The 26,539-nt window shown below is 55.7% G+C and carries 24 protein-coding genes; 7 read left to right on the top strand and 17 right to left on the bottom strand.

Translation table 11 applies throughout. From position 1 onward, the window contains the following. Positions 1-24: 24 nt before the first annotated feature. Positions 25-1,341 carry a 23S rRNA (uracil(1939)-C(5))-methyltransferase RlmD gene (gene rlmD / locus LQK91_RS16605; protein ID WP_003854615.1) on the bottom strand — a complete coding sequence of 439 codons (1,317 nt, stop codon included), beginning with the start codon at positions 1,339-1,341 and terminating at the stop codon, positions 25-27. Positions 1,342-1,435: 94 nt separating this feature from the next. On the opposite strand from rlmD, the gene barA reads away from it, so the two are divergent. Next, positions 1,436-4,165, top strand: a complete 2,730-nt coding sequence (barA, locus tag LQK91_RS16600) for a two-component sensor histidine kinase BarA (RefSeq protein WP_008927114.1) — start codon at positions 1,436-1,438, stop codon at positions 4,163-4,165. A 188-nt stretch (positions 4,166-4,353) separates the two neighbouring features. Here barA and LQK91_RS16595 read toward each other — a convergent pair whose 3' ends face one another. The 6 genes from LQK91_RS16595 to LQK91_RS16570 all read right to left on the bottom strand — a co-directional run bounded on the left by LQK91_RS16595 (position 4,354) and on the right by LQK91_RS16570 (position 11,334). Then, positions 4,354-5,493: a glycerate kinase gene (locus LQK91_RS16595; protein WP_003854619.1), complete on the bottom strand. Its 1,140-nt coding sequence runs from the start codon at positions 5,491-5,493 to the stop codon at positions 4,354-4,356. Between the two features lie 74 nt (positions 5,494-5,567). Further along, positions 5,568-6,452 carry a 2-hydroxy-3-oxopropionate reductase gene (gene garR, locus LQK91_RS16590; RefSeq protein WP_003854621.1) on the bottom strand — a complete coding sequence of 295 codons (885 nt, stop codon included), beginning with the start codon at positions 6,450-6,452 and terminating at the stop codon, positions 5,568-5,570. A gap of 19 nt (positions 6,453-6,471) precedes the next feature. Next, the gene (gene garL, locus LQK91_RS16585; RefSeq protein ID WP_003854622.1) at positions 6,472-7,242 is read right to left on the bottom strand and encodes a 2-dehydro-3-deoxyglucarate aldolase; all 771 of its coding nucleotides are present in this window, start codon (positions 7,240-7,242) and stop codon (positions 6,472-6,474) included. A gap of 45 nt (positions 7,243-7,287) precedes the next feature. Continuing rightward, positions 7,288-8,619: a glucarate dehydratase gene (gudD, locus tag LQK91_RS16580; protein ID WP_008927115.1), complete on the bottom strand. Its 1,332-nt coding sequence runs from the start codon at positions 8,617-8,619 to the stop codon at positions 7,288-7,290. A 10-nt stretch (positions 8,620-8,629) separates the two neighbouring features. Continuing rightward, on the bottom strand, positions 8,630-9,976 hold the full coding sequence (locus LQK91_RS16575) for an enolase C-terminal domain-like protein (RefSeq protein WP_105099864.1): 1,347 nt from the start codon (positions 9,974-9,976) through the stop codon (positions 8,630-8,632). Further along, positions 9,973-11,334 carry an MFS transporter gene (locus LQK91_RS16570; protein WP_003854623.1) on the bottom strand — a complete coding sequence of 454 codons (1,362 nt, stop codon included), beginning with the start codon at positions 11,332-11,334 and terminating at the stop codon, positions 9,973-9,975. The genes LQK91_RS16575 and LQK91_RS16570 overlap by 4 nt, the downstream gene beginning before the upstream one ends. 574 nt (positions 11,335-11,908) lie before the next feature. On the opposite strand from LQK91_RS16570, the gene garD reads away from it, so the two are divergent. After that, entirely contained in the window at positions 11,909-13,468 is a 1,560-nt protein-coding gene (gene garD, locus LQK91_RS16565; RefSeq protein ID WP_008927117.1) for a galactarate dehydratase, read from the top strand. A 78-nt stretch (positions 13,469-13,546) separates the two neighbouring features. Here the strand turns inward: garD and LQK91_RS16560 are convergent, their stop codons facing one another. The 4 genes from LQK91_RS16560 to syd all read right to left on the bottom strand — a co-directional run bounded on the left by LQK91_RS16560 (position 13,547) and on the right by syd (position 16,250). Continuing rightward, a complete protein-coding gene (locus LQK91_RS16560) occupies positions 13,547-13,993 on the bottom strand; it encodes a flavodoxin (RefSeq protein WP_105099865.1) in 447 nt (148 codons plus the stop codon). A 12-nt stretch (positions 13,994-14,005) separates the two neighbouring features. After that, entirely contained in the window at positions 14,006-14,785 is a 780-nt protein-coding gene (gene truC, locus LQK91_RS16555) for a tRNA pseudouridine(65) synthase TruC (RefSeq protein ID WP_105099866.1), read from the bottom strand. Continuing rightward, the gene (locus LQK91_RS16550) at positions 14,785-15,114 is read right to left on the bottom strand and encodes a YqcC family protein (RefSeq protein ID WP_003854625.1); all 330 of its coding nucleotides are present in this window, start codon (positions 15,112-15,114) and stop codon (positions 14,785-14,787) included. Before LQK91_RS16550 ends, truC begins: the two co-directional genes overlap by 1 nt. Positions 15,115-15,701: 587 nt before the next feature. Beyond that, positions 15,702-16,250 carry a SecY-interacting protein gene (syd, locus tag LQK91_RS16545; RefSeq protein ID WP_003854627.1) on the bottom strand — a complete coding sequence of 183 codons (549 nt, stop codon included), beginning with the start codon at positions 16,248-16,250 and terminating at the stop codon, positions 15,702-15,704. Positions 16,251-16,312: 62 nt separating this feature from the next. On the opposite strand from syd, the gene queF reads away from it, so the two are divergent. From queF to xni, 3 genes are all read left to right on the top strand, one after another. Next, positions 16,313-17,158 carry an NADPH-dependent 7-cyano-7-deazaguanine reductase QueF gene (gene queF / locus LQK91_RS16540; protein WP_003854628.1) on the top strand — a complete coding sequence of 282 codons (846 nt, stop codon included), beginning with the start codon at positions 16,313-16,315 and terminating at the stop codon, positions 17,156-17,158. Positions 17,159-17,327: 169 nt separating this feature from the next. Beyond that, positions 17,328-18,692: a nucleotide 5'-monophosphate nucleosidase PpnN gene (gene ppnN / locus LQK91_RS16535; RefSeq protein WP_003854629.1), complete on the top strand. Its 1,365-nt coding sequence runs from the start codon at positions 17,328-17,330 to the stop codon at positions 18,690-18,692. Between the two features lie 34 nt (positions 18,693-18,726). Further along, a complete protein-coding gene (gene xni, locus LQK91_RS16530) occupies positions 18,727-19,482 on the top strand; it encodes a flap endonuclease Xni (protein ID WP_003854630.1) in 756 nt (251 codons plus the stop codon). A gap of 24 nt (positions 19,483-19,506) precedes the next feature. Here xni and rlmM read toward each other — a convergent pair whose 3' ends face one another. From rlmM to LQK91_RS16510, 4 genes are all read right to left on the bottom strand, one after another. Then, complete coding sequence (rlmM, locus tag LQK91_RS16525; protein ID WP_003854631.1) at positions 19,507-20,607, bottom strand: 23S rRNA (cytidine(2498)-2'-O)-methyltransferase RlmM; 1,101 nt, start codon at positions 20,605-20,607, stop codon at positions 19,507-19,509. Then, positions 20,600-20,995, bottom strand: coding sequence for a DUF423 domain-containing protein (locus LQK91_RS16520; RefSeq protein ID WP_003854633.1), 396 nt, complete (start codon positions 20,993-20,995; stop codon positions 20,600-20,602). The genes rlmM and LQK91_RS16520 overlap by 8 nt, the downstream gene beginning before the upstream one ends. A gap of 50 nt (positions 20,996-21,045) precedes the next feature. After that, positions 21,046-21,963, bottom strand: a complete 918-nt coding sequence (locus tag LQK91_RS16515; protein ID WP_003854641.1) for a transcriptional regulator GcvA — start codon at positions 21,961-21,963, stop codon at positions 21,046-21,048. Positions 21,964-22,298: 335 nt separating this feature from the next. Beyond that, positions 22,299-22,520: a YgdI/YgdR family lipoprotein gene (locus tag LQK91_RS16510; RefSeq protein WP_003854643.1), complete on the bottom strand. Its 222-nt coding sequence runs from the start codon at positions 22,518-22,520 to the stop codon at positions 22,299-22,301. Positions 22,521-22,729: 209 nt separating this feature from the next. Between LQK91_RS16510 and csdA the strand changes: the two genes are divergently transcribed. Together csdA and csdE are read left to right on the top strand one after the other, a co-directional pair. Next, on the top strand, positions 22,730-23,938 hold the full coding sequence (csdA, locus tag LQK91_RS16505; protein ID WP_105099867.1) for a cysteine desulfurase CsdA: 1,209 nt from the start codon (positions 22,730-22,732) through the stop codon (positions 23,936-23,938). A 2-nt stretch (positions 23,939-23,940) separates the two neighbouring features. Continuing rightward, positions 23,941-24,396 (top strand): cysteine desulfurase sulfur acceptor subunit CsdE, encoded by a 456-nt coding sequence (gene csdE / locus LQK91_RS16500; protein ID WP_008925647.1) that lies wholly within the window; start codon positions 23,941-23,943, stop codon positions 24,394-24,396. On the opposite strand, the gene tcdA is transcribed toward csdE, so the two are convergent. Next, positions 24,375-25,187, bottom strand: a complete 813-nt coding sequence (gene tcdA, locus LQK91_RS16495; protein WP_003854645.1) for a tRNA cyclic N6-threonylcarbamoyladenosine(37) synthase TcdA — start codon at positions 25,185-25,187, stop codon at positions 24,375-24,377. The genes csdE and tcdA overlap by 22 nt on opposite strands. Positions 25,188-25,235: 48 nt before the next feature. Beyond that, positions 25,236-26,384 (bottom strand): murein transglycosylase A, encoded by a 1,149-nt coding sequence (mltA, locus tag LQK91_RS16490; RefSeq protein ID WP_003854646.1) that lies wholly within the window; start codon positions 26,382-26,384, stop codon positions 25,236-25,238. Positions 26,385-26,539 lie beyond the last annotated feature (155 nt).

Genomic DNA, 26,539 nt, shown 5'->3' with positions numbered 1-26,539 from the left:
CTCCTGCACAACGACATTCATCGCTTATGTTTTTCTGAACAGCACCATGGATTCGAGATGACGGGTATGAGGAAACATATCCAGCATCGCGACCCTTTCCAATTGGTAGCCTGCTGACAGCAATATCTGGCTGTCGCGGGCGAGTGTTGTGGGATTACACGAAACATAGACCACACGTTCTGGTGCAAGTTTAACCACATGCGCCATTACGCCCGCAGCCCCGGCGCGTGCCGGATCGAGTAATACCTTGTTAAACCCCTGTGTCGCCCACGGCTGGCGCGACACCTCTTCTTCCAGATTATGCTGAAAGAAACTTACATTTTTAAGATTATTCAAATCAGCATTATACGCTGCCTGCCGCACTAATGCTGCAATCCCCTCCACACCAACCACATTTTGTACGAAGATTCCTACAGGAAGTGTGAAGTTTCCCATGCCACAAAACAGATCCAGCACGCGGTCTTCCGGCTGCAGATCCAGCCAGGCGATCGCCTTCGCGACCATCTGCTGATTCACCCCATCATTAACCTGGATAAAATCCTGTGGATTGAAGGTTAGCTTAAGTTGATGAGAGTGATAAAAGGGCATCGATTCACTTAACGCCGTCAGATTTTCATCGCCCGCATCCAGGAACAGCATCAGCTGATGTTTATGCGAAAACTGTTCCAGTTTTTCACGGTCATCTGTATGCAGCGCATCAAGATGGCGCAGAATCATCAGCGGGCCATTGTCCGCCAGCACCAGTTCCACATGCCCGAGACGCCTGACAGCTCGCAGGTCGCTGAGACACTGGTGCAGCGGAACCAGCAATGCCTCAAGTTCGGGCACTAAAACGGGGCAGTGCTGTATATCGACCAGATCGTTGCTGGCTTCCTGCCGGAATCCCATCTGCAATCGCTGCGCTTTATTTTGCCATTGCAGACCCAGACGCGCACGACGGCGGTAACCCCAGGGCTGACCGGCGATCACCTCATCCACCGCGACACTCTGTGAGGCGGCCTGGCTCAGCATCCGGCTCAGTGCCTGCGCTTTGCTCTGCTGTTGCAGTGCCACATCGGCATGCTGCTGCTGGCAACCGCCGCAGCGATCATAGTGCGGGCAGCGCGGTGTCACCCGAGCCGGACTGCGGCTAATCAGCCGAGTCACTTTCGCCCGGGCAAATTGACGTTTATCCTCTGTAAGCACAATCTCAGCCTGTTCACCCGGCAGGGCACCCGCGACAAACAGGGTTTTGCCCTTGTGGCGTGCCACACCTTGTCCAAACGGGTCAAGCTCCTCAATGGTGACGGTGAGGCGTTGTTGCGTCGTCACGCGCTGTTTTGCAACGTAGAATTGCGCCATAGTGTTATTCATTCTCTTTATCGAAAAACGACCTGCATAGCTTTATCGACAGCATGCACAGGGACGTTAATGCCGGAGTAGCCAGGCGACTATTATGACCAAATACAGCCTTCGGGCGCGAATGATGATTTTAATTCTGGCACCCACGCTGATGGTTGGCCTGCTGCTCAGCTCATTTTTTGTGGTGCACCGCTACAATGAGCTACAGCGACAGGTAATCGATGCCGGGGCCAACATCATCGAACCCCTGGCGATTTCCAGCGAATACAGCATGACCTGGCACAATCGTGATGCCATGCGTGAACTGGTCAGCCTGCTGCATCGTCGCCACTCCGCCATTGTTCGGGCGATCTCGGTGTTTGATAACCACAATCAGCTCTACGTCACCTCCAATCACAAGCAAAACCTCAGCCTGTTGCAACAGGATGACATCCGCGGCCTGCCCGACGATGTTTCAATGGAACGTCACGGCAGCATACTGATTCTGCGCACGCCGATTACCACCGAACGTTACGATGTGGATGAATTACCGGATGAAGATGCCAAGCCATCGGGCAATCCGCTGGGCTATGTGGCAATAGAGCTGGATCTGCAGTCGGTGCGTTTACAGCAGTATAAAGAGGTGTTTGTCGCCACGCTGATGCTGCTCTTCTGCCTCTGCCTCGCCATGCTGTTTGCTTACCGTCTGATGCGCGATGTCACCGGCCCCATCCGCAATATGGTCACCACCGTTGACCGCATCCGTCGCGGCCAGCTTGATAGCCGCGTTGAGGGTTACATGCTGGGTGAACTCAGCATTCTGAAAAACGGGATTAACGCGATGGCCATGTCGCTGACCGCCTATCACGAAGAGATGCAGCACAACATCGACCAGGCGACTTACGATCTGCGCGAGACGCTGGAACAGCTGGAGATTCAGAACGTTGAGCTGGATCTGGCGAAGAAACGCGCCCAGGAAGCGGCGCGCATCAAATCTGAGTTTCTGGCCAATATGTCCCATGAGCTGCGAACGCCGCTGAATGGCGTGCTGGGCTTTACCCGCCAGATGCTGAAAACCCAGCTGCGCACGACGCAGCGTGACTATATGCAAACCATTGAACGTTCGGCTAATAACCTGCTCAGCATCATCAATGACGTGCTCGATTTCTCGAAGCTGGAAGCGGGCAAGCTGATGCTGGAGGCCATCCCCTTCCCGCTACGCGCCACGCTGGATGAAACCCTGGTGCTGCTGGCGCCGTCGGCCCATGATAAAGGGCTGGAGCTGACGGTGGTGTGTGACAGCAGCGTGCCGGACAACGTGATTGGCGATGCGCTGCGCCTGCAACAGATCCTGATCAACCTGATCGGAAACGCCATCAAGTTTACCGAGAAGGGATACATCGGCCTGCGCGTCGGACAGCGGGTGATTACGCAGTCGCGCGTCGAGCTGGAGATTCAGGTTGAGGACAGCGGCATCGGCATCTCTGAGCAGCAACAGACCCAGATGTTCCAGGCGTTTCGTCAGGCTGACGCCAGTATTTCGCGCCGTCATGGCGGTACCGGGCTGGGGCTGGTCATCACCCAGAAACTGGTACGGGAGATGGGCGGCGAAATCACCTTTAGCAGCCAGCCGGATCAAGGCTCTGTCTTTGTCATTCGCGTACAGCTGGATCTTAATCCTAATGCACCCGGCATGCCGCGCGTGCTGGATGCGCTGTCACATGCGCGCATTGCCTACGTGGAACCGGATGCTTATGTTGCCAGCGCAGCGCTGGAGATGCTGAGCGCGACACCGTTGCAGATTGACTACAGCGAAACGCTGGAGGGATTAAAAGCACCTCACTATCCGCTGCTGCTGATGGCGATGCCCGTCGATATCAGCCAGCCCGAACTGCTCAACGAGCGCAGAATTAATGGGCTGCTGGATCGGGCTGACAATGTGCTGATGGCGCTTCCCAGCCCGATGATGTTGCTGGCTGATGAGCTGAAGGCGCGGGGCATTGACGGCTGCATTGCGAAACCAATCTCTCTGACGCGACTCCTGCCGATGTTACTGGATCTCCATACCCGTCAGATGAGTGAACTGCCGCCATCTCCCCGCCTGCCGCTGACGGTGATGGCGGTGGATGATAATCCTGCCAATCTTAAACTGATTGGCGCGCTGCTCGAGGAGCAGGTGCAGAATATCCTGCTGTGCAGCAGCGCTGAACACGCTATTCGCGAGGCTCGTCAGCAGCCGCTGGATGTGATTCTGATGGATATTCAGATGCCTGAGATTGATGGCATTCGCGCCAGCGAAATTATCCGTAGCCTGCCTCAACACGCCAGTACGCCGATTGTAGCAGTGACCGCCCATGCCATTGATGGCGAGCGCGAGCAGTTGATCAAGGCAGGCATGAATGACTACCTTGCGAAGCCAATTGATGAAAGCAAGTTAAGACAGCTTCTGGCGCGCTATACGCCGCCGCCGGTGGTCCCTGTGCCTGAACTGCTGCCAATATTACCCACGCTCGACTGGCAACTGGCACTGCGACAGGCGGCGAATAAACCCGATCTGGCACGCGATCTGCTGCGGATGCTGCTGGAATTTTTACCGGAAGTGCATGCGAAGATGGCGCAGTTTATGGCGACCAATGAGGTCAACGCCCTGCGTGAGATTATTCACAAGCTGCACGGCAGCGCCAGCTACAGCGGCGTACCGCGCATGAAACAACTCTGCCATCAGCTGGAGCGAGGACTGCTGGAGGCCAGCGACATCGCGGCACTGGAACCGGAGCTGCTGGAGTTGCAGGATGAGATGGAAAACGTCGCCAGAGAAGCCCGTCAGCTGTTAGGAATTGGATAAGGCTGGCGGCAGCTGCCGCCGAACCTGCCACTGTCTCAAACGCTAACCGGCTTGCAGGGCTAACTTACAGCGCGCTGGCCAGAAAAGAGCGTGGTGCTTAAACAGACATTCTGAATATCAACGCCCTTTTCAGTCTGCTCAATGTCCGCTCAATCCGGCTGGGCTTAATAATCAGGTGCGCCTGCCGGTTACCTGAATCCGGCCAGTTTCAGCGTGGCAGCCACGTTACGTGCCGTCATCTCAACATTTTTTCCGGCACTGGCCAGTGCTTCATCCAGCGAACAGATGGTGTAAAGCACGCTGAATACCGCATCGATTCCATGTTGATGCACCACGCCAACATCCGCCGTCAGGCTGCCGGCAATACCAATCACTGGCTTGTTAAAACGTTTTGCCACGCTGGCGACACCAATTGGCACCTTGCCATTAATACTCTGGCTGTCGATACGCCCTTCACCGGTAATCACCAGATCAGCATCTTTCACCTGGTCAGCCAGCCCCAGCGCCTCTGTGACAATTTCAATGCCGCGTCGCAGTTCCGCCCGACAAAAGGCGTGCAGTGCCGCCCCCATCCCGCCCGCTGCACCACCGCCAGGAATGTGCAGGACATCAATATCCAGATCGCGATGAATAATGGCGGCGTAATGCACCAATGCCTGATCGAGCTGCTGCACCAGCGCCGGTGTCGCGCCTTTCTGCGGACCGAAGATGGCCGATGCGCCTTCTTTTCCGGTGAGCGGATTAGAAACATCACACGCCACTTCGATGCGGCACTGATGAATGCGGGCATCCAGTGCATCAATATCAATGCTGGCAAGCGCAGAGAGTGCGCCGCCTCCGTGACCAATCTCGCCGCCCTGGGCGTCCAGCAGTCGGGCGCCGAGCGCCTGCATCATCCCGGCACCGCCATCATTGGTGGCGCTGCCGCCGATACCAATGATGATATGGCCGACGCCCTTATCCAGCGCATGCCTGATCAACTCGCCGGTGCCGAATGAGGTCGTTATCAGCGGGTCACGCTGTGCTGCCGGAACCTGTTCCAGTCCGCTGGCCGCGGCCATTTCGATATAGGCCGTGGACTCATCGCCGGACAGGCCATAAAAGGCATCAACCTGCGTGCCCAACGGTCCGGTCACCTTCAGCCTGACGATTTTTCCCTTCGTCGCCGCCACCATCGCTTCTACCGTGCCTTCGCCACCGTCAGCGACCGGTATTTTCACGTAATGTGCATCGGGGAAGATGTCACGGAAACCCGCTTCAATCGCCGATGCCACATCCAGGGCGGATAAACTCTCTTTATATGAATCCGGTGCGATTACGATTTTCATAGGCAATCCGAGCGCAGTTGGGTGATTGAAACGGCTCTGAACCAGTCCGGTGTTGGGGAGACCGGCATCGGGTTTTAGCGGGCGATTTCAACCTTCGCTAACTTCTCATAATAGCAGGCCAGTGCGCTGTGGTCGGCGTTACCCTGCCCGTCATTGCGCAGCGCCTGCATCATCTCCATCACTGCTGCCGTCAGCGGCAGGTGCGCACCGATGCTGTGCGACGTATCCAGCGCGTTCGCCAGATCTTTGATGTGCAGGTCAATCCGGAAACCGGGCTTGAAGTTACGATCCATCACCATCGGCGCTTTGGCATCCAGCACCGTGCTGCCCGCCAGGCCGCCACGAATCGCCTGATAAACCAGATCCGGATTCACACCCGCTTTGGTCGCCAGCGATAACGCTTCAGACATCGCCGCAATGTTCAGTGCCACAATCACCTGGTTAGCCAGCTTAGTCACGTTGCCCGCACCGATGTCGCCGGTATGCACCACCGAGCCCGCCATCGCTTTCATGATGTCGTAGCAGGAATCGAACACGGCTTTGTCACCGCCGACCATCACCGAAAGCGTTCCTTCAATCGCTTTGGGTTCGCCGCCACTGACCGGCGCATCGAGCATTTTGATCTGCTTTTCTGCCAGCGCATCGTGTACCTCACGGCTCGCCAGCGGCGCAATGGAACTCATGTCGATGACCACCAGACCTGGCTTCGCCCCTTCGATAATGCCGTTTTTCCCCAGGCAGACGTCAATAACCTGCGGTGAATTGGGCACCATGGTAATCACCACATCGCACTGCTCAGCCACCTCTTTTGGCGTTTTCGCCACAGTTGCGCCCAGTTTAGCCAGTTCCGCTTCGTTTTCGGTGTTGTTGTCGCGCACTACCAGCGAATACCCGGCTTTCACCAGATTTTTACTCATGGGTTTGCCCATGATGCCCAGGCCGATAAATCCAATTTTCATGACGTTTCCCCTTAATCGATTAGCGCTTAAATTTGTCGCATAACGCCTGCGAGGCGTTGCGGAACATCCCGACATCGCTGCCGACAGCCACAAAGGTGGCGCCCCACTCCAGATAGCGACGCGCGTCCGCTTCTACCGGTGCCAGAATGCCGCTCGGCTTACCGGCGGCTTTGGCTCGTTCAAAAATGTGCTTAATCACTTTCAGTACTTCGGGATGTGCGGGCTGACCGAGATAGCCCAGCGCAGCGGAGAGATCGCCCGGCCCGACAAAAATGCCGTCGACACCGTCCACCGCTGCGATGGCATCAATGTTGTCAACCGCCTGCTGAGTTTCGATCTGCACCAGCACCGTGATGTTGTCATTGATGGTGCTGTTGTAATCCGGCAGCGTGCCGTACATGTTGCTGCGATGCGACACCGAAACACCACGAATCCCGGCTGGCGGATAACGGGTTGAGGCAACAGCCCGCAGGGCTTCCTCTTCGGTTTCGACAAACGGCACCAGAAGATTGTTAAACCCGATATCCAGCAGACGCTTAATGATCACCGGCTCGTTGCAGGGCGGACGCACCACGGGCGCACTGTGGCTGCCTTTCAGCGCCATCAGCTGCGGTACAAAGGTGGTGATGTCGTTGGGCGCGTGCTCTCCATCCAGGACCAGCCAGTCGAAACCGGCCAGCCCCAGAATTTCAGTCGAGATCGGACTGGCCAGCGCGCACCAGCTGCCAATCAGGGTATCGCCCGCTAACAGGCGACGACGAAATCCATTGGGCCAGGCTGCATTACTCATGGTTGAACTCCTGTGACGATGGCTCCCCTTGGGGAGCCGAAAAGGTTAACGAACCAGGCACGGGCGCTTATTGTCGAACGTCCATCCCGGCACTAAAAACTGCATCGCTTCAGCATCGTCACGTGCGCCCAGTCCCTGCTTCTGATAGAGCGCATTGGCCTGCATCACCTGATCCATATCCAGCTCTACGCCGAGACCCGGTTTCTGCGGCACCTGCACCATACCGCCTTTAATCTGGAACGGCTCTTTGGTCAGACGCTGATTGCCCTCCTGCCAGATCCAGTGGGTATCAATGGCGGTAATCGCACCCGGCGCGGCAGCGGCAACGTGAGTAAACATCGCCAGCGAAATGTCGAAGTGGTTATTGGAGTGCGAGCCCCAGGTCAGACCGAAGTCGTGACACATCTGCGCCACGCGCACCGAACCCTGCATGGTCCAGAAATGTGGGTCAGCCAGCGGAATGTCGACTGACTGCAGCGACAGGGTATGGCCCATCTGCCGCCAGTCGGTGGCGATCATATTGGTGGCCGTTGGCATGCCGGTGGCGCGGCGGAACTCAGCCATCACTTCGCGACCGGAGTAGCCCTGTTCGGCTCCACAAGGATCTTCTGCGTAGGCCAGCACATCTTTAAGCTGTTTGCCGAGCATGATCGCCTCGTTGAGCGACCAGGCTCCGTTGGGATCGAGGGTGATACGGGCTTCAGGAAAACGTTTTGCCAGCGCGGTAACGGCTTCAGCCTCTTCGCCGCCGCGCAGCACGCCGCCTTTGAGTTTGAAATCGTTAAAGCCATATTTCTCATAAGCCGCTTCCGCCAGACGCACGACCGCATCCGGCGTGAGCGCCTCTTCATGGCGCAGGCGATACCAGTCGCACGGATCGTTCTGCTGGTTCTGATAAGAGAGCGAGGTTTTATTGCGGTCGCCGATGTAGAACAGGTAGCCGAGCATCTCCACGCGGTCGCGCTGCTGACCGTCACCCAGCAGCGAGGCGACGTTGACGCCCAGGTGCTGACCCAGCAAATCAAGCAGCGCCGCTTCGATACCGGTCACCACATGGATCGTGGTGCGCAGATCAAAGGTCTGGTTACCGCGCCCGTTCGCATCGCGGTCAGCAAAGGTGCTGCGCACCAGGCTGAGGGTATTTTTGTACTCACCCAGCGTTTTGCCGATCACCAGCGAGGCCGCATCTTCCAGCGTCTGGCGAATCTTCTCGCCGCCCGGAATTTCGCCAACACCAGTGTGTCCGGCGTTATCTTTGATAATCACAATGTTGCGGGTAAAGAATGGTGAGTGAGCGCCGCTGAGGTTTAGCAGCATGCTGTCATAGCCTGCGACCGGAATAACCTGCATGGCGGTCACTTTCGGTGTTGAACTCATCTCTTGCTCCTTATGCTGTTGCACGGCCAAATGCCGGACGCTTGCGATCAAAAGTCCAGCCAGGGACCAGATACTGCATCGCCGTGGCGTCGTTACGCGCACCGGCGGGCAGTGACTGATAAAGCTGATGGGCTTTGTTTACCTGCTCCCAGTCGAGCTCAATGCCCAGGCCAGGCGCATCCGGTACGGCAATTTTGCCGTTGCGGATTTGCAGCGGATTTTTCGTCAGGCGCTGATCGCCCTCCTGCCAGATCCAGTGGGTATCAATCGCGGTCGGGTTGCCTGGCGCTGCTGCACCCACATGGGTGAACATCGCCAGCGAAATATCAAAGTGGTTATTGGAGTGACAGCCCCAGGTGAGGCCCCATTCATCACACAGCTGCGCGACCCGAACAGCACCGCTCAGCGTCCAGAAATGCGGATCGGCCAGCGGAATATCGACCGCATTGACCATCACCGCGTGGTTCATCTCGCGCCAGTTGGTGGTGATCATATTTGTGGCGACGGGCAGGCCGGTTGCGCGCCGGAACTCAGCCATCACTTCCCGGCCCGAATAGCCCTGCTCCGCGCCACAGGGGTCTTCGGCGTAGCTCAGCACATCCTGCATTCCTTTACACAGCGCGATGGCTTCATCCAGCAGCCAGGCTCCATTAGGATCGACGGTGATACGGGCATCGGGAAAACGCTGCTTGAGCGCCGCCGCCGTGGCGATCTCCTGCTCACCCGGCAGCACGCCACCTTTGAGCTTGAAATCTTTAAAGCCATATTTATCCTGTGCCGCTTCAGCCAGGCGCACGACAGCATCGCTGGTCAGTGCTTCCTGATGACGCAGGTGATACCAGTCGTGGCTGGCCTGATCACCGCTAAGATAGGGAAGATCGGTTTTACGGCGGTCGCCAAGATAGAACAGGTAGCCCAGCACCGTGACTTCATCACGCTGTTTGCCCGGCCCCAGCAGTTCAGCCACCGGTACGCCCAGACACTGTCCCAGCAGATCGAGCAGCGCGGCTTCAAGCGCAGCCACCGCATTGACCCGCAATTCAAAGGTCCATGCACCGTTACCGAAAGTGGTGAAGTCGGCGGACTGATTGCCTTTGTGTACCTGCTGCACCAGACGATTCATTCGGGCAATCTGCTGGCCTTTCACCTGCGGAATCGCCTCCACCAGCGTCTGATAGATGGTGTCGCCGCCCGGCGCCTCACCGACGCCGGTGTGACCGGCACTATCAGTGAGCACCACAATGTTGCGGGTAAAACAGGCGTTGTGTGCACCGCCAATATTGAGCAGCATACTGTCGTAACCGGCGACCGGGATAACCCGCATGTCAGTAATCACCGGCGAACTTTGCGTATTCATGATGCATCCTTACCAGGCCAGGTTTTCAGTTCGACACGTTTGATATCGCCGGCAATGACCAGGAAGCTGAATGCCGCGACAAAGGCGTGAATCCCCACATAAACCAGCGCGCCTTCAAATGAACCGCTGGTGGCAATGATGTAACCGATGGCGATAGGCGTGACGATGCCGGAGAAGTTACCGAACATGTTGAACAAACCACCGCTCAGGCCGCTGATCTCTTTCGGCGCGGTATCTGCCATCACCGCCCAGCCCAGCGCGCCGATGCCTTTACCAAAGAAGGCCAGTGCCATAAAGAACACCACCATCCATTCGGTATTGGTGTAGTTACACATCACCATTGAGATAGAGAGCAGCATGCCGAGAACGATTGGCGTTTTACGTGCGATATTCAGCGAGCCGGTTTTACGCATCAGCCAGTCAGAGATCACCCCGCCCAGTACGCCGCCGAGGAAGCCGCACACCGCCGGAATCGACGCAACAAAGCCCGCTTTAAGAATCGACATGCCGCGCGCCTGCACCAGATAGACCGGGAACCAGGTGATAAAGAAGTAGGTTAAGGCGTTAACACAGTATTGACCGAGATAGATGCCCAGCATCATGCGTGACGTCAGCAGCTGTTTGATCTGGAACCACTTCTCGCTCCAGCTCACTTTTCGGGTGTTCTTTTTGACATCCATGTTGATGAGCGCGCCGCCCTGTTCCATGTACTCCAGTTCAGCTTTATTCACGCCAGGATGATCGGTGGGATCGTGTATCACTTTGAGCCAGATGAAACTGAGGATGATGCCCAGGCCGCCCATGAACCAGAACACGTGCGCCCAGCCCACGGAAGAGACCAGCCAGCCCATAATCGGTGCGAAGATCACGGTGGCAAAGTATTGGGCCGAGTTGAAGATCGCCACCGCCGTGCCGCGTTCCTGCGCCGGGAACCAGGCTGCGACTATGCGGCTGTTGCCCGGGAAAGAAGGTGCTTCAGCCAGGCCGACCAGGAAACGCAGAATAAACAGCGACATGATGATGCCAAAGCCGCTGAACAGATCGACGAACCCTTGCAGAAAGGTAAACAGCGACCAGGTGAAGATGCTCCAGAAGTAGACGCGTTTTGAGCCGAAGCGATCGAGCAGCCAGCCGCCCGGAATCTGACCAATGACATACGCCCATGAGAACGCTGAGAAGATATAGCCAAGTCCGACTGAATCGAGGCCGATATCTTTGGACATCGCCGAACCGGCAATTGAAATGGTTGCGCGGTCACCGTAGTTGAATGAGGTGACGATAAATAACATCACCACAATCCAGTAACGGGCATTGGTGCGCTTCTGCACCGTTTCCGCGGTCTGGCTGAAACTATTCATGATGCACTCCTGAAATATAGCGTGAGCTACATCCGCTCTGACTGCATACACATCGCGTTGGGTATCAGAGAGAAATTGGGTTAAACACGGCGATCTTTTTGTTTTGGCAAACTTTTATTTATTCATCCGGCTGCTGACAGCTGCGGTCATTAACGCGCCTTTGCCCCTGCATCAGATGAGGAATACGTCGTGACAGATAACCTGACTTTGGCTAACGAAACTCAGTATAAGAACAGCCCGTAGCGATCACATTGGCGTATCGCCCTGGAATAAACTTATTAATGAAGTGATTATCTTGCGGATGCACAAAAGGCTGCGGTGTGGCTCACGAAAGTGGCAAATAACATGGCGAAATTAGCCGCTGACGACGCTTTACCCCGCTGTTTGTGAGGCTCTTCACTTGCTTTTGGATAAGCGACCCAAAACAACGCGGTGAAATACCTCAATGGTGGTCATTTGCACAATGCGCCACGTGCGACGCCTCCCTATACTGAAGCTGGCAAACACGCGTGTGACAGATCAGAACATTACAACGTGCCGCACAAGTACGGCACGACAGACAGGAAGGTGAGCGATGAAACCCAATACAGATGAACAACCGCTCTATATCAAAGTCCATGAGCATGACAATGTCGCGATTGTGGTCAACAGCCTGGGTCTGCCAGCCGGCACGCAGTTTGCGGATGGCCTGACGCTTACTGAACATGTGCCGCAGGGCCATAAAGTGGCGCTAAGCGCCATTAACCAGGGTGCAGAGATCGTGCGATATGGTGAAGTTATCGGCTATGCGCTGCGGGATATTGCCCAGGGCAGCTGGATTGATGAATCTCTTGTTGCGCTGCCAGAAGCCCCTCCGCTGGAGAGCCTGCCGTTAGCCACGCAGGTTCCGCCTGATTTGCCGCCGTTAGAAGGTTACACCTTTGAAGGTTACCGGAATGCGGATGGCAGCGTGGGTACGCGTAATCTCCTCGGCATCACCACCAGTGTCCACTGCGTGGCGGGTGTGGTGGATCATGTCGTGCAGATCATTGAACGGGATCTGCTGCCACGCTTTCCGAATGTGGATGGCGTCGTCGCCCTGAACCATCTTTATGGCTGTGGTGTGGCGATCAACGCGCCTGCTGCGGTGGTGCCGATTCGCACCATTCATAATCTGGCACTGAATGCCAATTTCGGCGGCGAAGTGATGATCGTCAGTCTGGGTTGCGAAAAGTTGCAGCCTGAGCGCCTGCTGACCGGCACGCCTGACGTGCAGGCCATTTCACTGGACGACCATGACATCGTGCGTTTGCAGGATGAAAAGCTGGTGGGTTTCGGTGCGATGGTGAATGAGATTCTACAGGTCGCAGAACGTCATCTTCAGCGGCTCAATGCGCGCCAGCGCGAAACCTGCTCCGCTGCAGAATTGATTGTGGGTATGCAGTGTGGAGGCAGCGATGCGTTCTCAGGCGTAACGGCGAATCCGGCGGTGGGCTTCGCCTCTGATCTGCTGGTGCGCTGCGGGGCGACCGTGATGTTCTCTGAAGTCACTGAAGTGCGTGATGCCATTCACCTGCTGACGCCACGGGTGATCAATCAGGAAGTTGGTAAGCGCTTACTTGAGGAGATGGCCTGGTATGACAATTACCTCGACCAGGGCCAGACTGATCGCAGCGCTAACCCGTCTCCCGGCAACAAAAAAGGCGGCCTGGCCAACGTAGTGGAAAAAGCACTGGGATCGATCGCCAAATCGGGACGCAGCGCCATTGTCGAAGTGCTCTCGCCGGGTCAACGGCCTACGCGGCGTGGATTAATTTATGCGGCGACGCCCGCCAGCGATTTTGTCTGCGGCACGCAGCAACTGGCATCCGGTATCACGTTACAGGTGTTCACGACCGGGCGCGGAACGCCTTACGGTCTGGCCGCGATTCCGGTGATCAAGATGGCGACGCGCAATGCGCTGGCAGAGCGCTGGCACGATCTGATGGACATCAATGCCGGAACGATTGCGACGGGTGAAGAGAGTATTGAGCAGGTGGGCTGGCGACTGTTTGAGTTGATTCTGGACATTGCCAGCGGCAGGAAGCAGACCTGGTCCGATCGCTGGGGTATCCGTAATCAGCTGGCGGTGTTTAACCCGGCACCTGTCACCTGATATTGCACTCAACTGACATCGCCGTGCGCGCAACACAGGCTTATCTCAGCCAGGGCATAGATAAGCCTGGCGTTGCAATCAGAGCTGCGCGCCCCAGACTTCAACCCATGGAGAGGTGACCGCTTCTGGCTCAGGGTTTTCAGTGGCATCAACCAGTAAGACTTCGCCAACCCGCTGAGCGCCCTGCTCCTGCAGCAGCGCATCAAACGCTTTGCCCGCGCCACAGAAATGGTCATAACTGCTGTCACCCAGCGCAATCACGCCGTAGCACAGCGCGGGCTGATGACCCAGCTTATCCTTGATCGCATGGAACAGACCGGAAATCGAATCGGGCAAATCGCCCTGGCCGGTGGTTGAGGTGACGATTAACGCCACATCGCCGGCACCGTTCTGCCAGTCTGCCAGCGTCGGATCATCAAATACGGTGACGCTGTGCCCCTGCTGTTGCAGTAACGGCTCCGCTTCTTCCGCCACCAGCAATGCATTGCCGTATACCGTACCTACAAAAATACCAATCTTTGCCATCTGCTTTCTCCCTTATTCTGAAACGCTATCCTGTCCTGGCGCTGCGTTAAACTCAACCCGCGGCACCTCAGGAATCTGTTCCTGCCAGCCAAACTGATTCATCAGATTCTGCCAGACGCCATCCAGTCCGGCGCGTATCAGCAATGGTTCACCGGTCACCGGATGGGTCAATGCCAGGCTGCTGGCGTGCAGCATCAGTCGGTTAGCGCCGAAATGTTCGGCGGCACCCCGGTTCTGACGCAGATCACCGTGCGCAGAATCACCAATAATCGGATGACGCAGGTGTGACATATGGCGACGCAGCTGATGCTTGCGACCGGTTTTAGGGGCCATCTCTACAAGGCTGTAGCGCGACGTGGGATAACGACCGATGCCGACCGGCATCTCAACGGTGGCCAGTGACTGATAATCGGTGACGGCGGGCTGTGCGGTGCGCGCTTCAGTGGCGTGTTTATCGGCAATTTTATCCAGCTCTTCCACCAGCGGATAATCGAGCGTTCCACTGCTCTCCAGCCAGCCACGCACCACGGCGTGGTAGGTTTTCTGCATCTGGTGCTGTTCAAACTGCAGGGAAAGCAGACGTCCGACTTCACTCGAAAGCCCCATCAGCAGCACGCCTGACGTGGGTTTATCCAGTCGATGCGCGGTAAAGACATGCTGTCCGATCTGATCACGAACAGTCTGCATCACAAACACCATTTCATGGCGATCCAGCCAGCTGCGATGAACCAGCCAGCCGCTGGGCTTGTTAACGGCAACCAGCCACTCATCCTGATAGAGTATCTCCAGCATCAGTGGGCAGCATCCTTCATCAAGGCATCCAGCTGACGCAGGGTCAGCAGCAGCGGCGCAATGCCGGGCTGGTCAGGTACCAGCGCCACTTCATAATAAGGGGCAACGGCAAAGTTTTGCGGCAGCGGATGTCCCGCGGCAATCAGGGCATGCATCCGCGGGACTAAGACCCACTGGAGCCACTGCAGCGGTTCCAGTGTATCCACGCAAAAAGGTTCCTGGCTCTTAAGCGCACCCTCGGCCGGAGGAGTACTTTGCCAGAGATGGTGCTCACGCATCACCGCTTCCAGTTGCTCCAGCCGTTGCGTAATCAATTGTTCAGGCGTCATGCGCCACCTCCAGCGAGCAGTCAAAAATGGGCGGCAAGCATATCACTTGTTGGCACAGGCACAAAAAAAGGGAGCACTGTATAAACAGTGCTCCCGGTTCGTTTGCAGCTATCCTGCTACGTTTATGCTCCCTGCTCTTCCATGACAACTTGTCCAGTGCGAACTCCTGTCGCGCATCGTCCTGATGTATCCTTAGCCTCCTGGCCCACCGCCTCTTCTGAGGGGTTCTCATTCTCCATCCTGGAGGTGTCCCTTACTCAATCCTGAGCGATCCTGTTTCGTCCTGAAACCTTCACTGTGCCGTAAGCTCCGTTACGTTCCTGCCTCATGGCTTACCATCATCCTGACGATATCTGTTTCCTGAGCATCCTGCAGTGAGAAACATTTTGACAGAAACCGTTACGCAAACAAGGTACTCAGAAGGGAACTTTACGAAATGTGCTGCAGATATTCAGATAAACGCCATTAAGTTTATGATTCACAATATTTTTACATTTCAGTTTTCCGAATATCTCATCTGTTATATGGCGATCTCTCACAGAAGATGTAAGAGATATCTCACAAGGTCAGCAGCCGATCACTGCAAATCAGTTGATAACCGGTTGTAATGACTTAAGAAATATCTCAAGACTTTCGGCTAATACCGCACGCTGTTTGCGGCCAGGCTGCTCCAGAATCACTTCACCACTGAGATTAGAAAGCGAGATGATCTCCTCTTCTGAATCGGTTGTGGCAATAAACAGCGTAGGCGACTGCCTGAGGCGGCGCTGCATCACCAGATGGCCAATCAGGTTCTCCTGTAACCGCAGGAAATCCTCTTCACTCCACACCTGCAACAGTGTCAGCTGATTCTCGCCAAAAGTGGCCTGCATATCCCCGGCAAACTGCGCGGTATAGAAATCTGTGACCGACGGCTGAAGCTGGATATCGATCGCCCGTTCAACGGCATCCAGCGTCGGTGGCAGACTAAAAGGCTGCGGCTGCCAGAGCACACGCTGATCGCGATCCTCAAGTGCGCAGGGCGAGGGAACGCCATAAAGATCGCTGCTGGCCGGCGCATGTCCCGCCTGCTGAAGCCAGTACTGGCAGTATCGGGTAGTAAAGTCGCGCAACGCGGCGGCAGTTTGCTGCATCATTCATATTCTCACTTCTGATGGGTTACACTTAGCCACTTTGATTAATTTTGGTGGTAACCGCAATGACTACTCACGAACAGGATCAGGCGCTCAGTAACCTGACGCTGGGCAAACCCACAGCCTATCACGATCAGTATGACAACAGCTTACTGCAGTCGGTGCCACGCAGTCTGAACCGTGAACCGCTGGGCCTGTTTCCCGACAGCCTGCCCTTTACCGGCAGCGATATCTGGACCCTGTATGAACTCTCGTGGCTCAACAGTAAAGGGCTCCCCCAGGTTGCCGTCGGCGAAGTGGTGCTGGATGCACAGAGCCGCAATCTGATCGAGTCGAAAAGCTTTAAGCTTTACCTTAACAGTTTTAACCAGACCCGCTTTGCGGACTGGGGCGAGGTCCGTCAGACGCTGGAGCGGGATCTGAGCGCCTGTGCAGAAGGTGAAGTGCAGGTTGCGCTGTTCCGTCTTAGTGAAATTGAAGGTCAGCCTGTCGGTCATTTTGACGGTTGCTGTATTGATGAGCAGGATATTGCTATCGACGATTATCGCTTTAATGCCGACTATCTGGCGGATGCCGCAGGCAGCGAAATCGTTGAGGAGACGCTGGTCAGCCATCTGCTCAAGTCAAACTGCCTGATCACCAATCAGCCTGACTGGGGCTCGGTGATGATCCGCTACACAGGCCCGCGTATCGACCGTGAAGCGCTGCTGCGCTATCTGGTCTCATTCCGCCAGCATAACGAATTTCACGAGCAGTGCGTCGAGCGCATCTTTAATGATGTGATGCGTTTCTGTCATCCTGAAGCGCTGACCGTTTATGCACGCTACACCCGCCGTGGCGGACTGGATATCAACCCGTGGCGCACCAATGTGCCCTTCTCACCCGGTTTTTCACGGCTGGTTCGTCAGTAGTTTGCGAGACTTCTCGCAGGCTGCGTGCTGTATGCGCAGTTCCGCTTGAGCTGTGCAGGCCGACAAGGCTACTCTGATGAAGGCGGCAATCTGCGGATTGCCGACCAGGGATTTTCGTCACTGCGGTTGCAGTGCCAACAGGCACCCAGGCGGGTGTAAAGGAGTTCATTTGATTACCCATATCAGTCCACTTGGCTCAATGGATCTGCTCTCGCAACTGGAAGTCGATATGCTCAAGCGCACAGCCAGCAGCGACCTCTACCAGCTGTTTCGCAATTGCTCTCTGGCAGTACTCAACTCCGGCAGCCAGACTGACAGCAGCCACGAACTGCTCTCCCGCTTTGAGAACTTCGATATCAACGTGCTGCGCCGTGAGCGCGGCGTCAAACTGGAACTGATCAATCCACCGGAAGAGGCGTTCGTAGATGGCCGCATCATCCGTTCCCTGCAGGCAAACCTGTTTGCGGTGCTGCGTGACATCCTGTTTGTCAGCGGCCAGCTCAACATGCCGGGCCGTTTCACGGCAGCCGAAGAGAACGATTCCGCCACGATCACCAACACCGTGTTTTCCATTTTGCGTAATGCACGGGCACTGCACATTGGCGAGTATCCCAACACCGTAGTGTGCTGGGGTGGACACTCAATCAACGCCGTTGAGTACCAGTATTGCCGCAATGTTGGTACGCAGTTGGGACTGCGCGAGCTGAATATCTGTACCGGCTGCGGGCCGGGCGTGATGGAAGCGCCAATGAAAGGGGCCGCCGTTGGCCATGCCCAGCAGCGCTATCGTGACAGCCGTTTTATCGGCCTGACAGAACCCTCGATCATTGCGGCTGAACCGCCAAATCCGCTGGTGAATGAGCTGATCATCATGCCAGACATCGAAAAACGTCTGGAAGCGTTTGTGCGTATCGCCCATGGCATCATTATTTTCCCGGGCGGGGTCGGCACGGCAGAAGAGCTGCTCTATCTGCTGGGCATTCTGATGAATCCGCAGAACAACGACCAGGTGCTGCCGCTGATTCTGACCGGACCAGAAGAGAGCGCCGATTATTTCCGTGTGCTGGATGATTTCATCGTCAACACGCTGGGTGAACAGGCGCGTAAGCATTATCAGATTATTATCGATGATGCGGCAGAAGTGGCGCGTCTGATGAAGAAAGCGATGCCGCAGGTTAAAGAGAATCGTCGCGAAACCGGCGATGCTTACAGCTTTAACTGGTCGATTCGCATTGAACCCGATCTGCAGGTGCCGTTCCTGCCCACCCATGAAAATATGGCTAACCTCAATCTCTACACGAATCAGCCTCCTGAGAAGCTGGCCGCCGACCTGCGCCGCGCCTTCTCAGGCATCGTCGCGGGTAACGTTAAAGAGATGGGCATCCGCGAAATCCGTGAGAAGGGACGCTTTAAACTGCATGGCGACCCCGACATCATGCACCGCATGGATGAACTGCTGCAGGGATTCGTTGCCCAGCAGCGCATGAAGCTGCCAGGCACTGCTTACATCCCCTGCTACGAAATTATCAAATAAACCAGGAGGCAGCCCCCGGGCTGCCCAGACTCTCATGGCTTTTCATCTTGTTATTGTTGACGCATTGAATCTGATTCGCCGTCTGCATGCGGTACAAGGCTCCCCCTGTGTCGACGGCTGTGTGGCTGCGCTGCGCCAGGTACTGGGTCACGCCCGTCCGACCCATGCCGTGGCGGTATTTGATGGCGAAGCGCGTCATCAGGGCTGGCGGCATCAGCTGCTTCCCGACTACAAAAGCGGTCGTCCGCCGATGCCAGACGATTTGCAGGCAGAGATGCCGGCGTTACAGGAGGCTTTTCGCGCAGCAGGCGTAAGCTGCTGGATTGCGGGCGAGGATGAAGCGGATGATTTAGCGGCGACGCTGGCGGTTAAAATGGCCCAGGCCGGACATCAGGCCACCATTGTTTCCACTGACAAAGGCTACTGCCAGCTGCTGGCACCCGAGATCCGCATCCGCGACTACTTCCAGAAACGGTGGCTCGACCTGCCTTTTATCGAGGCAGAGTTTGGCGTGGCGCCCCAGCGGTTACCTGACTACTGGGGATTATGCGGCATCAGCAGCAGTAAAATTCCGGGCATCACCGGCATCGGCCCTAAAAGCGCAAAGCAGCTGCTAACAACGTTTCAGACGCTTGAGGGAATCTACCAGCAACTGGACCAGGTGCCCGCCAAATGGCGGGAAAAACTCGCTGAAGGGCAGCATATGGCAGAGATTAGTCGTCAGGTGGCCACACTGAAGCAGGATCTGGTGTTGCAGGGAAATCTGAACACGCTGCGTTATACAGGCTGAGAGCAACGGCACTCAGCCGGTCGATTAGCGCTCGTCGCGACGGCCACCGGTCGCAGCCCACATGCGACGCACATGAACCGTTACCTCTTCGCGGTCATGATAGAGCTGACGGGCGCGAATCTGCACGTTGATGCCATTCTCATCAAACCGCTCCTGCATCATGGCCAGATTCTGCGTGACCTCTTCATAGCGCTTTTTCATCGGCAACTTAAGGTTGAAGATCGCTTCGCGGCACCAGCCGTTGACCAGCCAGTCGGTCATCAGGTTAGCCACGCGAACCGGCTTCTCCACCATGTCACACACCAGCCAGCTGATGTTGGTGCGTGGCGGACGGAATTTAAATCCATCCGCTTTCTCGTGCATCACCTGGCCGGTATCCATCAGGCTCGGTGCCATTGGTCCATTGTCCACCGCATAAACCATCATGCTGCGCTGGACCAGTTGATAGGTCCAGCCGCCCGGACAGGCTCCCAGATCCACCGCGTACATGCCGCTGGCTAAACGCTCATCCCACTCATCCGCAGGAATAAAGACGTGGAATGCCTCTTCCAGCTTAAGCGTCGAACGGCTTGGCGCATCAGAAGGAAATTTAAGGCGTGGAATACCCATATAAAACGGCGAGCTGTTTTCCCGAATGGAGTAACCGACGTAACAGGTGCCAGGTGCGATGAAAAACACATGCACAACCGGGCGTTTCGGGCTTTCATAGTTCAGCAGGATTTTGCTTTCACGCAGTGCTGAACGCAGCGGCACGGTGAACTTGCGGCAGAATTTGGTCAGCTCTTTGGCTTCGTTGGTGTCAGGCACTTCAACACGCAGTTCGCCCCCCTTCTCCACCACGCCGGTCAGCATGCCGACAATCGGGGTGATACGATCTTCCTGAGGCAGGTCACGCAGCATTTCGCCGACGACCAGCATCTGACGGGCAAAGATCAGCTCGTCAAATGGCAGCTCACGCGCCAGGCGATCAGCATCTTCGAACTGATAGCACTCAAACAACACGTAGCCGGAGTCATCTTTAACGCGGGGAAAGCCGTAGATTTCGCGTTCCGCGGCTTTAGCGCTGATTTCTGCCGCGCACTCTTTTTCAAAACCGGGGCGACAATAGAGTAAAACTTTATTCATGGCGTTCTGCCTTTCGTTTAAGACGCAAAGCGCCAATCAACATCAATACCCAACCGGCGAGGAAACAGACTCCACCCACAGGTGTGATAAAAACCCAAAACTTAAGATGTGACAGCGCCAGACAATAGAGGCTGCCACTGAACAGCACGGTGCCGAGCGCCATTAACGCACTGCTCCAGTAAAACCAGATATTGGCGCGACGTAACATCGCAGCGCCCAGCCCCATCACCGCTAAGGTGTGATAAGCCTGATATTCCAGCCCGGTATGAATCCAGGCCATTTCAGCCGCACCAAGCGACTGACTCAACACGTGGGCACCAAATGCGCCAAAAGCCACCAGCAGAAATCCGCTGATAGCCGCAAAAACAAACATGGCACGACTGGACATGAACTGACCCTCAGGGTGCTTTTGCATCTGAATGCAAATAAATCAATACGTTATTGTTGATAGCGAAAGCGGAATTTTTCTTGTTCGGTTGCAGCTTTTTCCAGAATCCACTGTCGGAAGGCGGCTATTTTACCCAGTTCTGCCTGACTGTCATGACAAACCAGATAAAAAGCGTTTTTACTGACTAATACATCATTAAATGGGCAGATTAATCGTCCGGCTTCTATTTCACTCTGCGCCATAACATTGTTGGCCAGCGCCACGCCCTGACCATGAATCGCCGCCTGCAGAACCATCGCGCTGTGGCTGAAAATTGGCCCCTGCTGCACATTAATATGCTGCAGGCCCAGCTGCCGGATATAGGATTGCCAGTCGCGGCGGGAGGCATCATGCAGCAGGGTAAAACGCGACAGATCCATCGGCGTTTTCAGCGGATTATCCCCGGTCATCAGCGACGGCGAGCAGACCGGCAACAGATATTCGGCATAGAGTTTTTCCACCCGCAGTCCGGGCCAGTTGCCCCGTCCGTAAAAAATCGCCACATCGACATCGTCTGCCAGTTTCTCTTCGTCACGGTCTACCGCCTGGATGCGCACATCAATTCCCGGATAAGCCATATTAAAGCTGGAGAGGCGGGGAACCAGCCACTGAATGGCAAAGCTCGGCAGTAAACTGACCGTCAGCGCCCCCTTGGCACTGCGGGCCTGCAATTTGCGCGTCGCTTCGTTTATCGCCGAGAAAATCTCTTTGATGTCGAGATAGTAGCTTTGTCCTTCCTCGGTCAGTAACAGCGAACGATTCCTCCGGCGAAACAGCTTTAACCCCAGAAAATCTTCCAGAGATTTTATCTGATGGCTTACAGCAGCCTGGGTGACAAACAGCTCTTCAGCCGCTTTGGTAAAGCTTAAATGGCGTGCAGCTGCATCAAAAACACGCAGTGCGTTAAGAGGAGGAAGGCGTTTCGACATGGTTTTCCGTATCCGGATCGGCGAAAAATACGCAGGCTAATACAAACCGTTTACGTATTAGAATTTTTAATCCGAGGCATTATAATTTGTCCGTTGAGGAACCTCCAGCAAATACCTATAGTTGCCACACTTCCTGAGCCGGAACGAAAAGTTTTTAGATTTGTGAGTGAGTTCGCAGATTTTCTGAAAGCTTTTGGCTTGTGGTCGTGATGTTGTGTTTGCAAATTTTTGATCCGACGATTGCGGATCGAGCGCTTAATTCCTGTAGATTTACCCTGTCTGTCCATAGTGATTTTTAAATAGCACCGCAAATTGCGGTGCTTTTTTTTTGCTGCTTACTTTGACTCGACCATTTCTTTGACGTCTGAGCGGTTAATCTGCTGCTCGTTGCCATTCGCATCTTTATAGCTGATCATGCCGGTATCATTATCAACTTTAGGCTTGCCGGCAGCCACGATAGTGCGGCCATCGTTGGTATGCATCACGTAATTACTTGAACAGGCACTCAGTGTAAAAGCAAGAGTACACACGGCCAGAACTGCGGTAAGTTTTTTCATCTGCTATCTCCTTGTAGATTGATTGCATCAAACCACCCGCGCTACGCTAACCAGAGGCAGCCGATAAGTGAGATCGACTATTAAACGTCCACTCGTTATGCGGGTTTGGTTCAAACCTTGCAATATTCAGCATAACGCGCTTTTCCAGCTTTGCCAGACGCAGACCATTCTTTCAGTGTGGTCCTAATTTTTCTTATCATGGACCCGGCATGATCCCATTTAACCCTAGCGACTTTCGCCAGCAGTTTCCCGCGCTCGCCGACGCCGGCGTTTATCTCGATAGCGCCGCGACCACGCTGAAGCCGCAGGCCGTCATTGACAGTACACAGCAGTTTTACAGCCTCAGCGCAGGGACGGTTCATCGCAGCCAGTTTGCCGCTGCGCAGGCCTTAACCCATCGCTATGAACAGGCGCGTCATCAGGTTGGCCGCTGGCTGAATGCCGCAGACGATCGTGAGATTATCTGGACGCGCGGCACCACCGAAGCGATAAACCTGGTGGCGAACAGCTGGCTGCGCCCGCGCCTGCAACCCGGTGATGAGATTGTGGTGAGTGAGGCTGAGCACCACGCCAACCTGGTCCCCTGGCTGATGGCTGCGCAGGCATGCGGTGCCCACGTCATAAAATGGCCGTTAGGGCCAGATCGCCTGCCCGATATCAGCCTGTTACCCAACCTGCTCAACAACCGCACCCGCCTGCTGGCTATAGGCCAGATGTCGAACGTCACCGGAGGATGTCCCGATCTCGCCAGAGCGATTCCGCTGGCACACGCCGTGGGTGCGAAAGTGATGGTCGATGGCGCGCAGGGGGTGGTGCATTGCCCGCCTGACGTACAGGCGCTGGATATCGACTTTTACGCTTTTTCCGGCCATAAGATTTACGGCCCGATGGGCATTGGCGCGTTATATGGCAAAGCGGACCTGCTGGAAGCGATGTCACCCTGGCAGGGTGGCGGAAAAATGATAACGGATGTCGATTTCAGTGGCTTCACACCACAGCCAGTGCCCTGGCGTTTTGAGGCAGGTACTCCGAATGTGGCGGGCGTAGTGGGCCTGAGTGCAGCACTGAGCTGGCTGGCGCAGTACGATCTGGCCGAAGCGGAGCGCTGGAGTCAGCATCTGGCGACACTGGCGGAGGAGCAGCTGGCAGAATTGCCTGGCTTCCGCAGCTTCCGCAGTGGCAACGCCAGCCTGCTGGCCTTTGAATTTGCTGGCCTGCATCACAGCGATCTGGTGACGCTGCTGGCTGAGCAGGGAATCGCCCTGCGCGCTGGCCAGCATTGTGCGCAGCCGTTGCTGGCAGCGCTGGGCGTCAGCGGCACGCTGCGGGCTTCTTTTGCACCCTATAATAGTTTGCAGGATGTTGATGCGCTGGTGCGCGCCATGAAAGGTGCCATCTCGCTGTTATCGGAGTTTTGATTATGTGTTCATCGCTGTTAGCGCCACACCCGTTTGGCGAACAGATTACTGTTGCCAGCCTGAAAGAGAGCTTTGGCCGCTTTCATCAATGGGAGGATCGTTATCGTCAGCTGATTCAGCTGAGCCGACAGTTACCTGGGTTGCCGGAGGAACTGAAAACCGCAGAAATTGAACTCAGCGGGTGTGAAAATCGGGTCTGGCTGGGCAGCCAGTTATGCGAGGATGGCACGCTGCATTTCTATGGTGACAGTGAAGGACGGATTGTGCGCGGCCTGCTGGCCGTGCTGCTGACTGCGGTTGAGGGCCAGACGCCACAACAGTTACTGGCCAGCGATCCCTTAACGCTGTTTGACGAACTGGGCCTGCGCGCCCAGCTCAGCGCTTCCCGCAGCAGCGGCCTGCAGGCGCTGGCTACCGCCGTGGAGCACGCCGCGCGTCAGGCGCTGACGGCATCCTGACGAACAGCGCGCGCCAGAAACTTCTTCAGCGCATGTGAAACGGCAACAAAGCCGAACGTAGCGGTAACCATGGTTGCCGCGCCAAAGCCGGATGTGCAATCCATCCGCTTCGGACCTTCCGCCGTGCTGCGTGAAGCACAGACGCTGCCATCTGCCTGCGGATAAACCAGCGCTTCAGTTGAAAAAACACAGTCGATGCCGAGTTTACCTTTGCTGTTTTTCACCACGCCCAGGCTTTTCAATCGTTCGCGCAGCTTCGCCGCCAGGGGATCCTGAATGGTTTTCGCCAGATCGGCGACCTGAATTTGCGTCGGATCAATCTGCCCACCCGCACCACCGGTGGTGATTAACGGGATCTTATTCCGGCGACACCAGGCGATCAGCGCCGCTTTAGGCCGCACGCTGTCGATAGCGTCGATCACGTAGTCAAAACCGGCAGCCATCAGTTCAGCAGTGTTCTCCGGCGTAATAAAGTCATCTATGCAGATCACTTCGCAGTCAGGATTGATCGCACGCAGCCGCTCTGCCATCACGTCCGTTTTGGCTTTGCCCACGTTGCCCTGAAGCGCATGAAGCTGCCGGTTGGTGTTGGTGATACAGACATCATCCATATCAATCAGGGTAATTTTACCAATCCCGGTGCGCACCAGTGCTTCCGCCGCCCAGGAACCGACGCCGCCAATACCGATGACGCAGAAGTGTGCGTCAGCAAAACGTTGCAGCGCATTCTGACCATAGAGACGCGCCGTGCCGCCAAAGCGCTGATGCCAGGCGTCGTTTAACACTTTCATAGTTGAACCTGTTACGTCGTGCGGGCCCAAAGGCCCGCAGAGAAGAAATTAGTTAGCGCCGAGAAGCAGTGAACCATTATTACCGTTTTGCGTGCCGGAGAACAGCGGCTGTCCGGCACCCGGTGCAGCTTTGAGTACCCAGACGCGGCCATAGTGATTATAGAAGCCGGCGAGATGCGCAGCGTCCGGGCCGATACCCTGATAGATATCAAAGTGCTGGCCTTTAATCGCGCCACCCACGTCGAGTGCGACCATCAGGCGCATCTCATATTTGCCGTTGAATTTGCCCTTCTCATTTAACTGCGGCACTTCAGCCAGCAGTACGGTGCCCGCCGGAATAATTGAGCGGTCAGAGGCAACCGAGGCTTTTGCTACCAGCGGAACGGCGCTGGCTCCACGCACCGGCGTAAACGGTTCAGCTTTAAAGAAGACAAACGATGGGTTGGTTTCCAGCAGTGCGCGAACTTCCTGCGGTGAGTGCTCCTGCGCCCACTGGCGAATGGCCTGCATCGACATATCTTCGCGTTTCACTTCGCCGCGATCGATCAGCTCTTTACCAATACTGTGGTAGCCCCAGCCATTTTTACCGGCGTAACCGAAGAAGGTCATCGGGCGGCCATCGCCAAAGTCGACATAACCACTGCCCTGCACATCCATCATGAAGTTATCAATCAGCGAGTTGCTGTAGGCAATGACATAGCGGTCATCGAGTCCGCCACTATAGATAGAAGCGCGGCTCGGTAATTTTTCTCCGCGTTTGCGCGGCGGCATGCGGTAGATCGGATACTGGAACTCACCCTGACGGGTGTAGCGCGCTTCCACGACCGGCGTGTAGTAACCCGTGAACTGCACGTTACCGTAGTTGTCCGTGCCCTCCATCTGCCAGGCGTTCAGGCCATACTGACGAAGCTGTCGGGTATCGGCTCCCGCCATCAGCCAGCTTTCAATTGCACTATAGGTGCCGTTCTGACGACTATAAAGGGCAGATGAGGCGGACTGAATCTGGCGCACCTGATCGCCAAAGTCTTTACCATTAACTGGCGCACCTTTGGCATTGGGCTGATTTACCAGCGCCAGCGGCTGTTCCAGTTTGCCATCTTTATATTGCTGACCGCGATCGGTCGGTTTAGAGCTACAGGCCGCCAGCAGCGTAATTAACGCGCCAGTGAGTGCATACTTCACCCAATGTGATTTCATTATCTTCTCTTTTTATAACTGTTCGCCCCGCGACGATAGCAAAGCCCCCGACAGAATGAAATGCATCCGCTTTGACCTGGTGCATATCAGTTCAATAATTAATCAGATGGTTGAATCCTGCAGCAACTGGCTGTTAATTTGGCTTTTATCTTCAA

This window comes from Pantoea sp. MHSD4 (assembly GCF_021043305.1).
Taxonomy (GTDB): domain Bacteria; phylum Pseudomonadota; class Gammaproteobacteria; order Enterobacterales; family Enterobacteriaceae; genus Pantoea; species Pantoea eucalypti.
Note: the sequence above shows the minus strand (reverse complement) of the source record. Positions and strands in the feature narration are given on the sequence as shown.

Coding starts and splice junctions, on each gene's coding strand:
- LQK91_RS16515 (WP_003854641.1), bottom strand. CDS start 21,963: ATGTCGAAACGCCTTCCTCCTCTTAACGCACTGCGTGTTTTTGATGCA.
- LQK91_RS16550 (WP_003854625.1), bottom strand. CDS start 15,114: ATGACGCCTGAACAATTGATTACGCAACGGCTGGAGCAACTGGAAGCG.
- rlmM (WP_003854631.1), bottom strand. CDS start 20,607: ATGAATAAAGTTTTACTCTATTGTCGCCCCGGTTTTGAAAAAGAGTGC.
- LQK91_RS16575 (WP_105099864.1), bottom strand. CDS start 9,976: ATGAATACGCAAAGTTCGCCGGTGATTACTGACATGCGGGTTATCCCG.
- csdA (WP_105099867.1), top strand. CDS start 22,730: ATGATCCCATTTAACCCTAGCGACTTTCGCCAGCAGTTTCCCGCGCTC.
- xni (WP_003854630.1), top strand. CDS start 18,727: ATGGCTTTTCATCTTGTTATTGTTGACGCATTGAATCTGATTCGCCGT.
- truC (WP_105099866.1), bottom strand. CDS start 14,785: ATGCTGGAGATACTCTATCAGGATGAGTGGCTGGTTGCCGTTAACAAG.
- garR (WP_003854621.1), bottom strand. CDS start 6,452: ATGAAAATTGGATTTATCGGCCTGGGCATCATGGGCAAACCCATGAGT.
- csdE (WP_008925647.1), top strand. CDS start 23,941: ATGTGTTCATCGCTGTTAGCGCCACACCCGTTTGGCGAACAGATTACT.
- LQK91_RS16570 (WP_003854623.1), bottom strand. CDS start 11,334: ATGAATAGTTTCAGCCAGACCGCGGAAACGGTGCAGAAGCGCACCAAT.
- barA (WP_008927114.1), top strand. CDS start 1,436: ATGACCAAATACAGCCTTCGGGCGCGAATGATGATTTTAATTCTGGCA.
- LQK91_RS16520 (WP_003854633.1), bottom strand. CDS start 20,995: ATGTCCAGTCGTGCCATGTTTGTTTTTGCGGCTATCAGCGGATTTCTG.
- queF (WP_003854628.1), top strand. CDS start 16,313: ATGACTACTCACGAACAGGATCAGGCGCTCAGTAACCTGACGCTGGGC.
- gudD (WP_008927115.1), bottom strand. CDS start 8,619: ATGAGTTCAACACCGAAAGTGACCGCCATGCAGGTTATTCCGGTCGCA.
- garD (WP_008927117.1), top strand. CDS start 11,909: ATGAAACCCAATACAGATGAACAACCGCTCTATATCAAAGTCCATGAG.
- LQK91_RS16510 (WP_003854643.1), bottom strand. CDS start 22,520: ATGAAAAAACTTACCGCAGTTCTGGCCGTGTGTACTCTTGCTTTTACA.
- rlmD (WP_003854615.1), bottom strand. CDS start 1,341: ATGGCGCAATTCTACGTTGCAAAACAGCGCGTGACGACGCAACAACGC.
- LQK91_RS16560 (WP_105099865.1), bottom strand. CDS start 13,993: ATGGCAAAGATTGGTATTTTTGTAGGTACGGTATACGGCAATGCATTG.
- syd (WP_003854627.1), bottom strand. CDS start 16,250: ATGATGCAGCAAACTGCCGCCGCGTTGCGCGACTTTACTACCCGATAC.
- mltA (WP_003854646.1), bottom strand. CDS start 26,384: ATGAAATCACATTGGGTGAAGTATGCACTCACTGGCGCGTTAATTACG.
- garL (WP_003854622.1), bottom strand. CDS start 7,242: ATGAGTAATGCAGCCTGGCCCAATGGATTTCGTCGTCGCCTGTTAGCG.
- LQK91_RS16595 (WP_003854619.1), bottom strand. CDS start 5,493: ATGAAAATCGTAATCGCACCGGATTCATATAAAGAGAGTTTATCCGCC.
- tcdA (WP_003854645.1), bottom strand. CDS start 25,187: ATGAAAGTGTTAAACGACGCCTGGCATCAGCGCTTTGGCGGCACGGCG.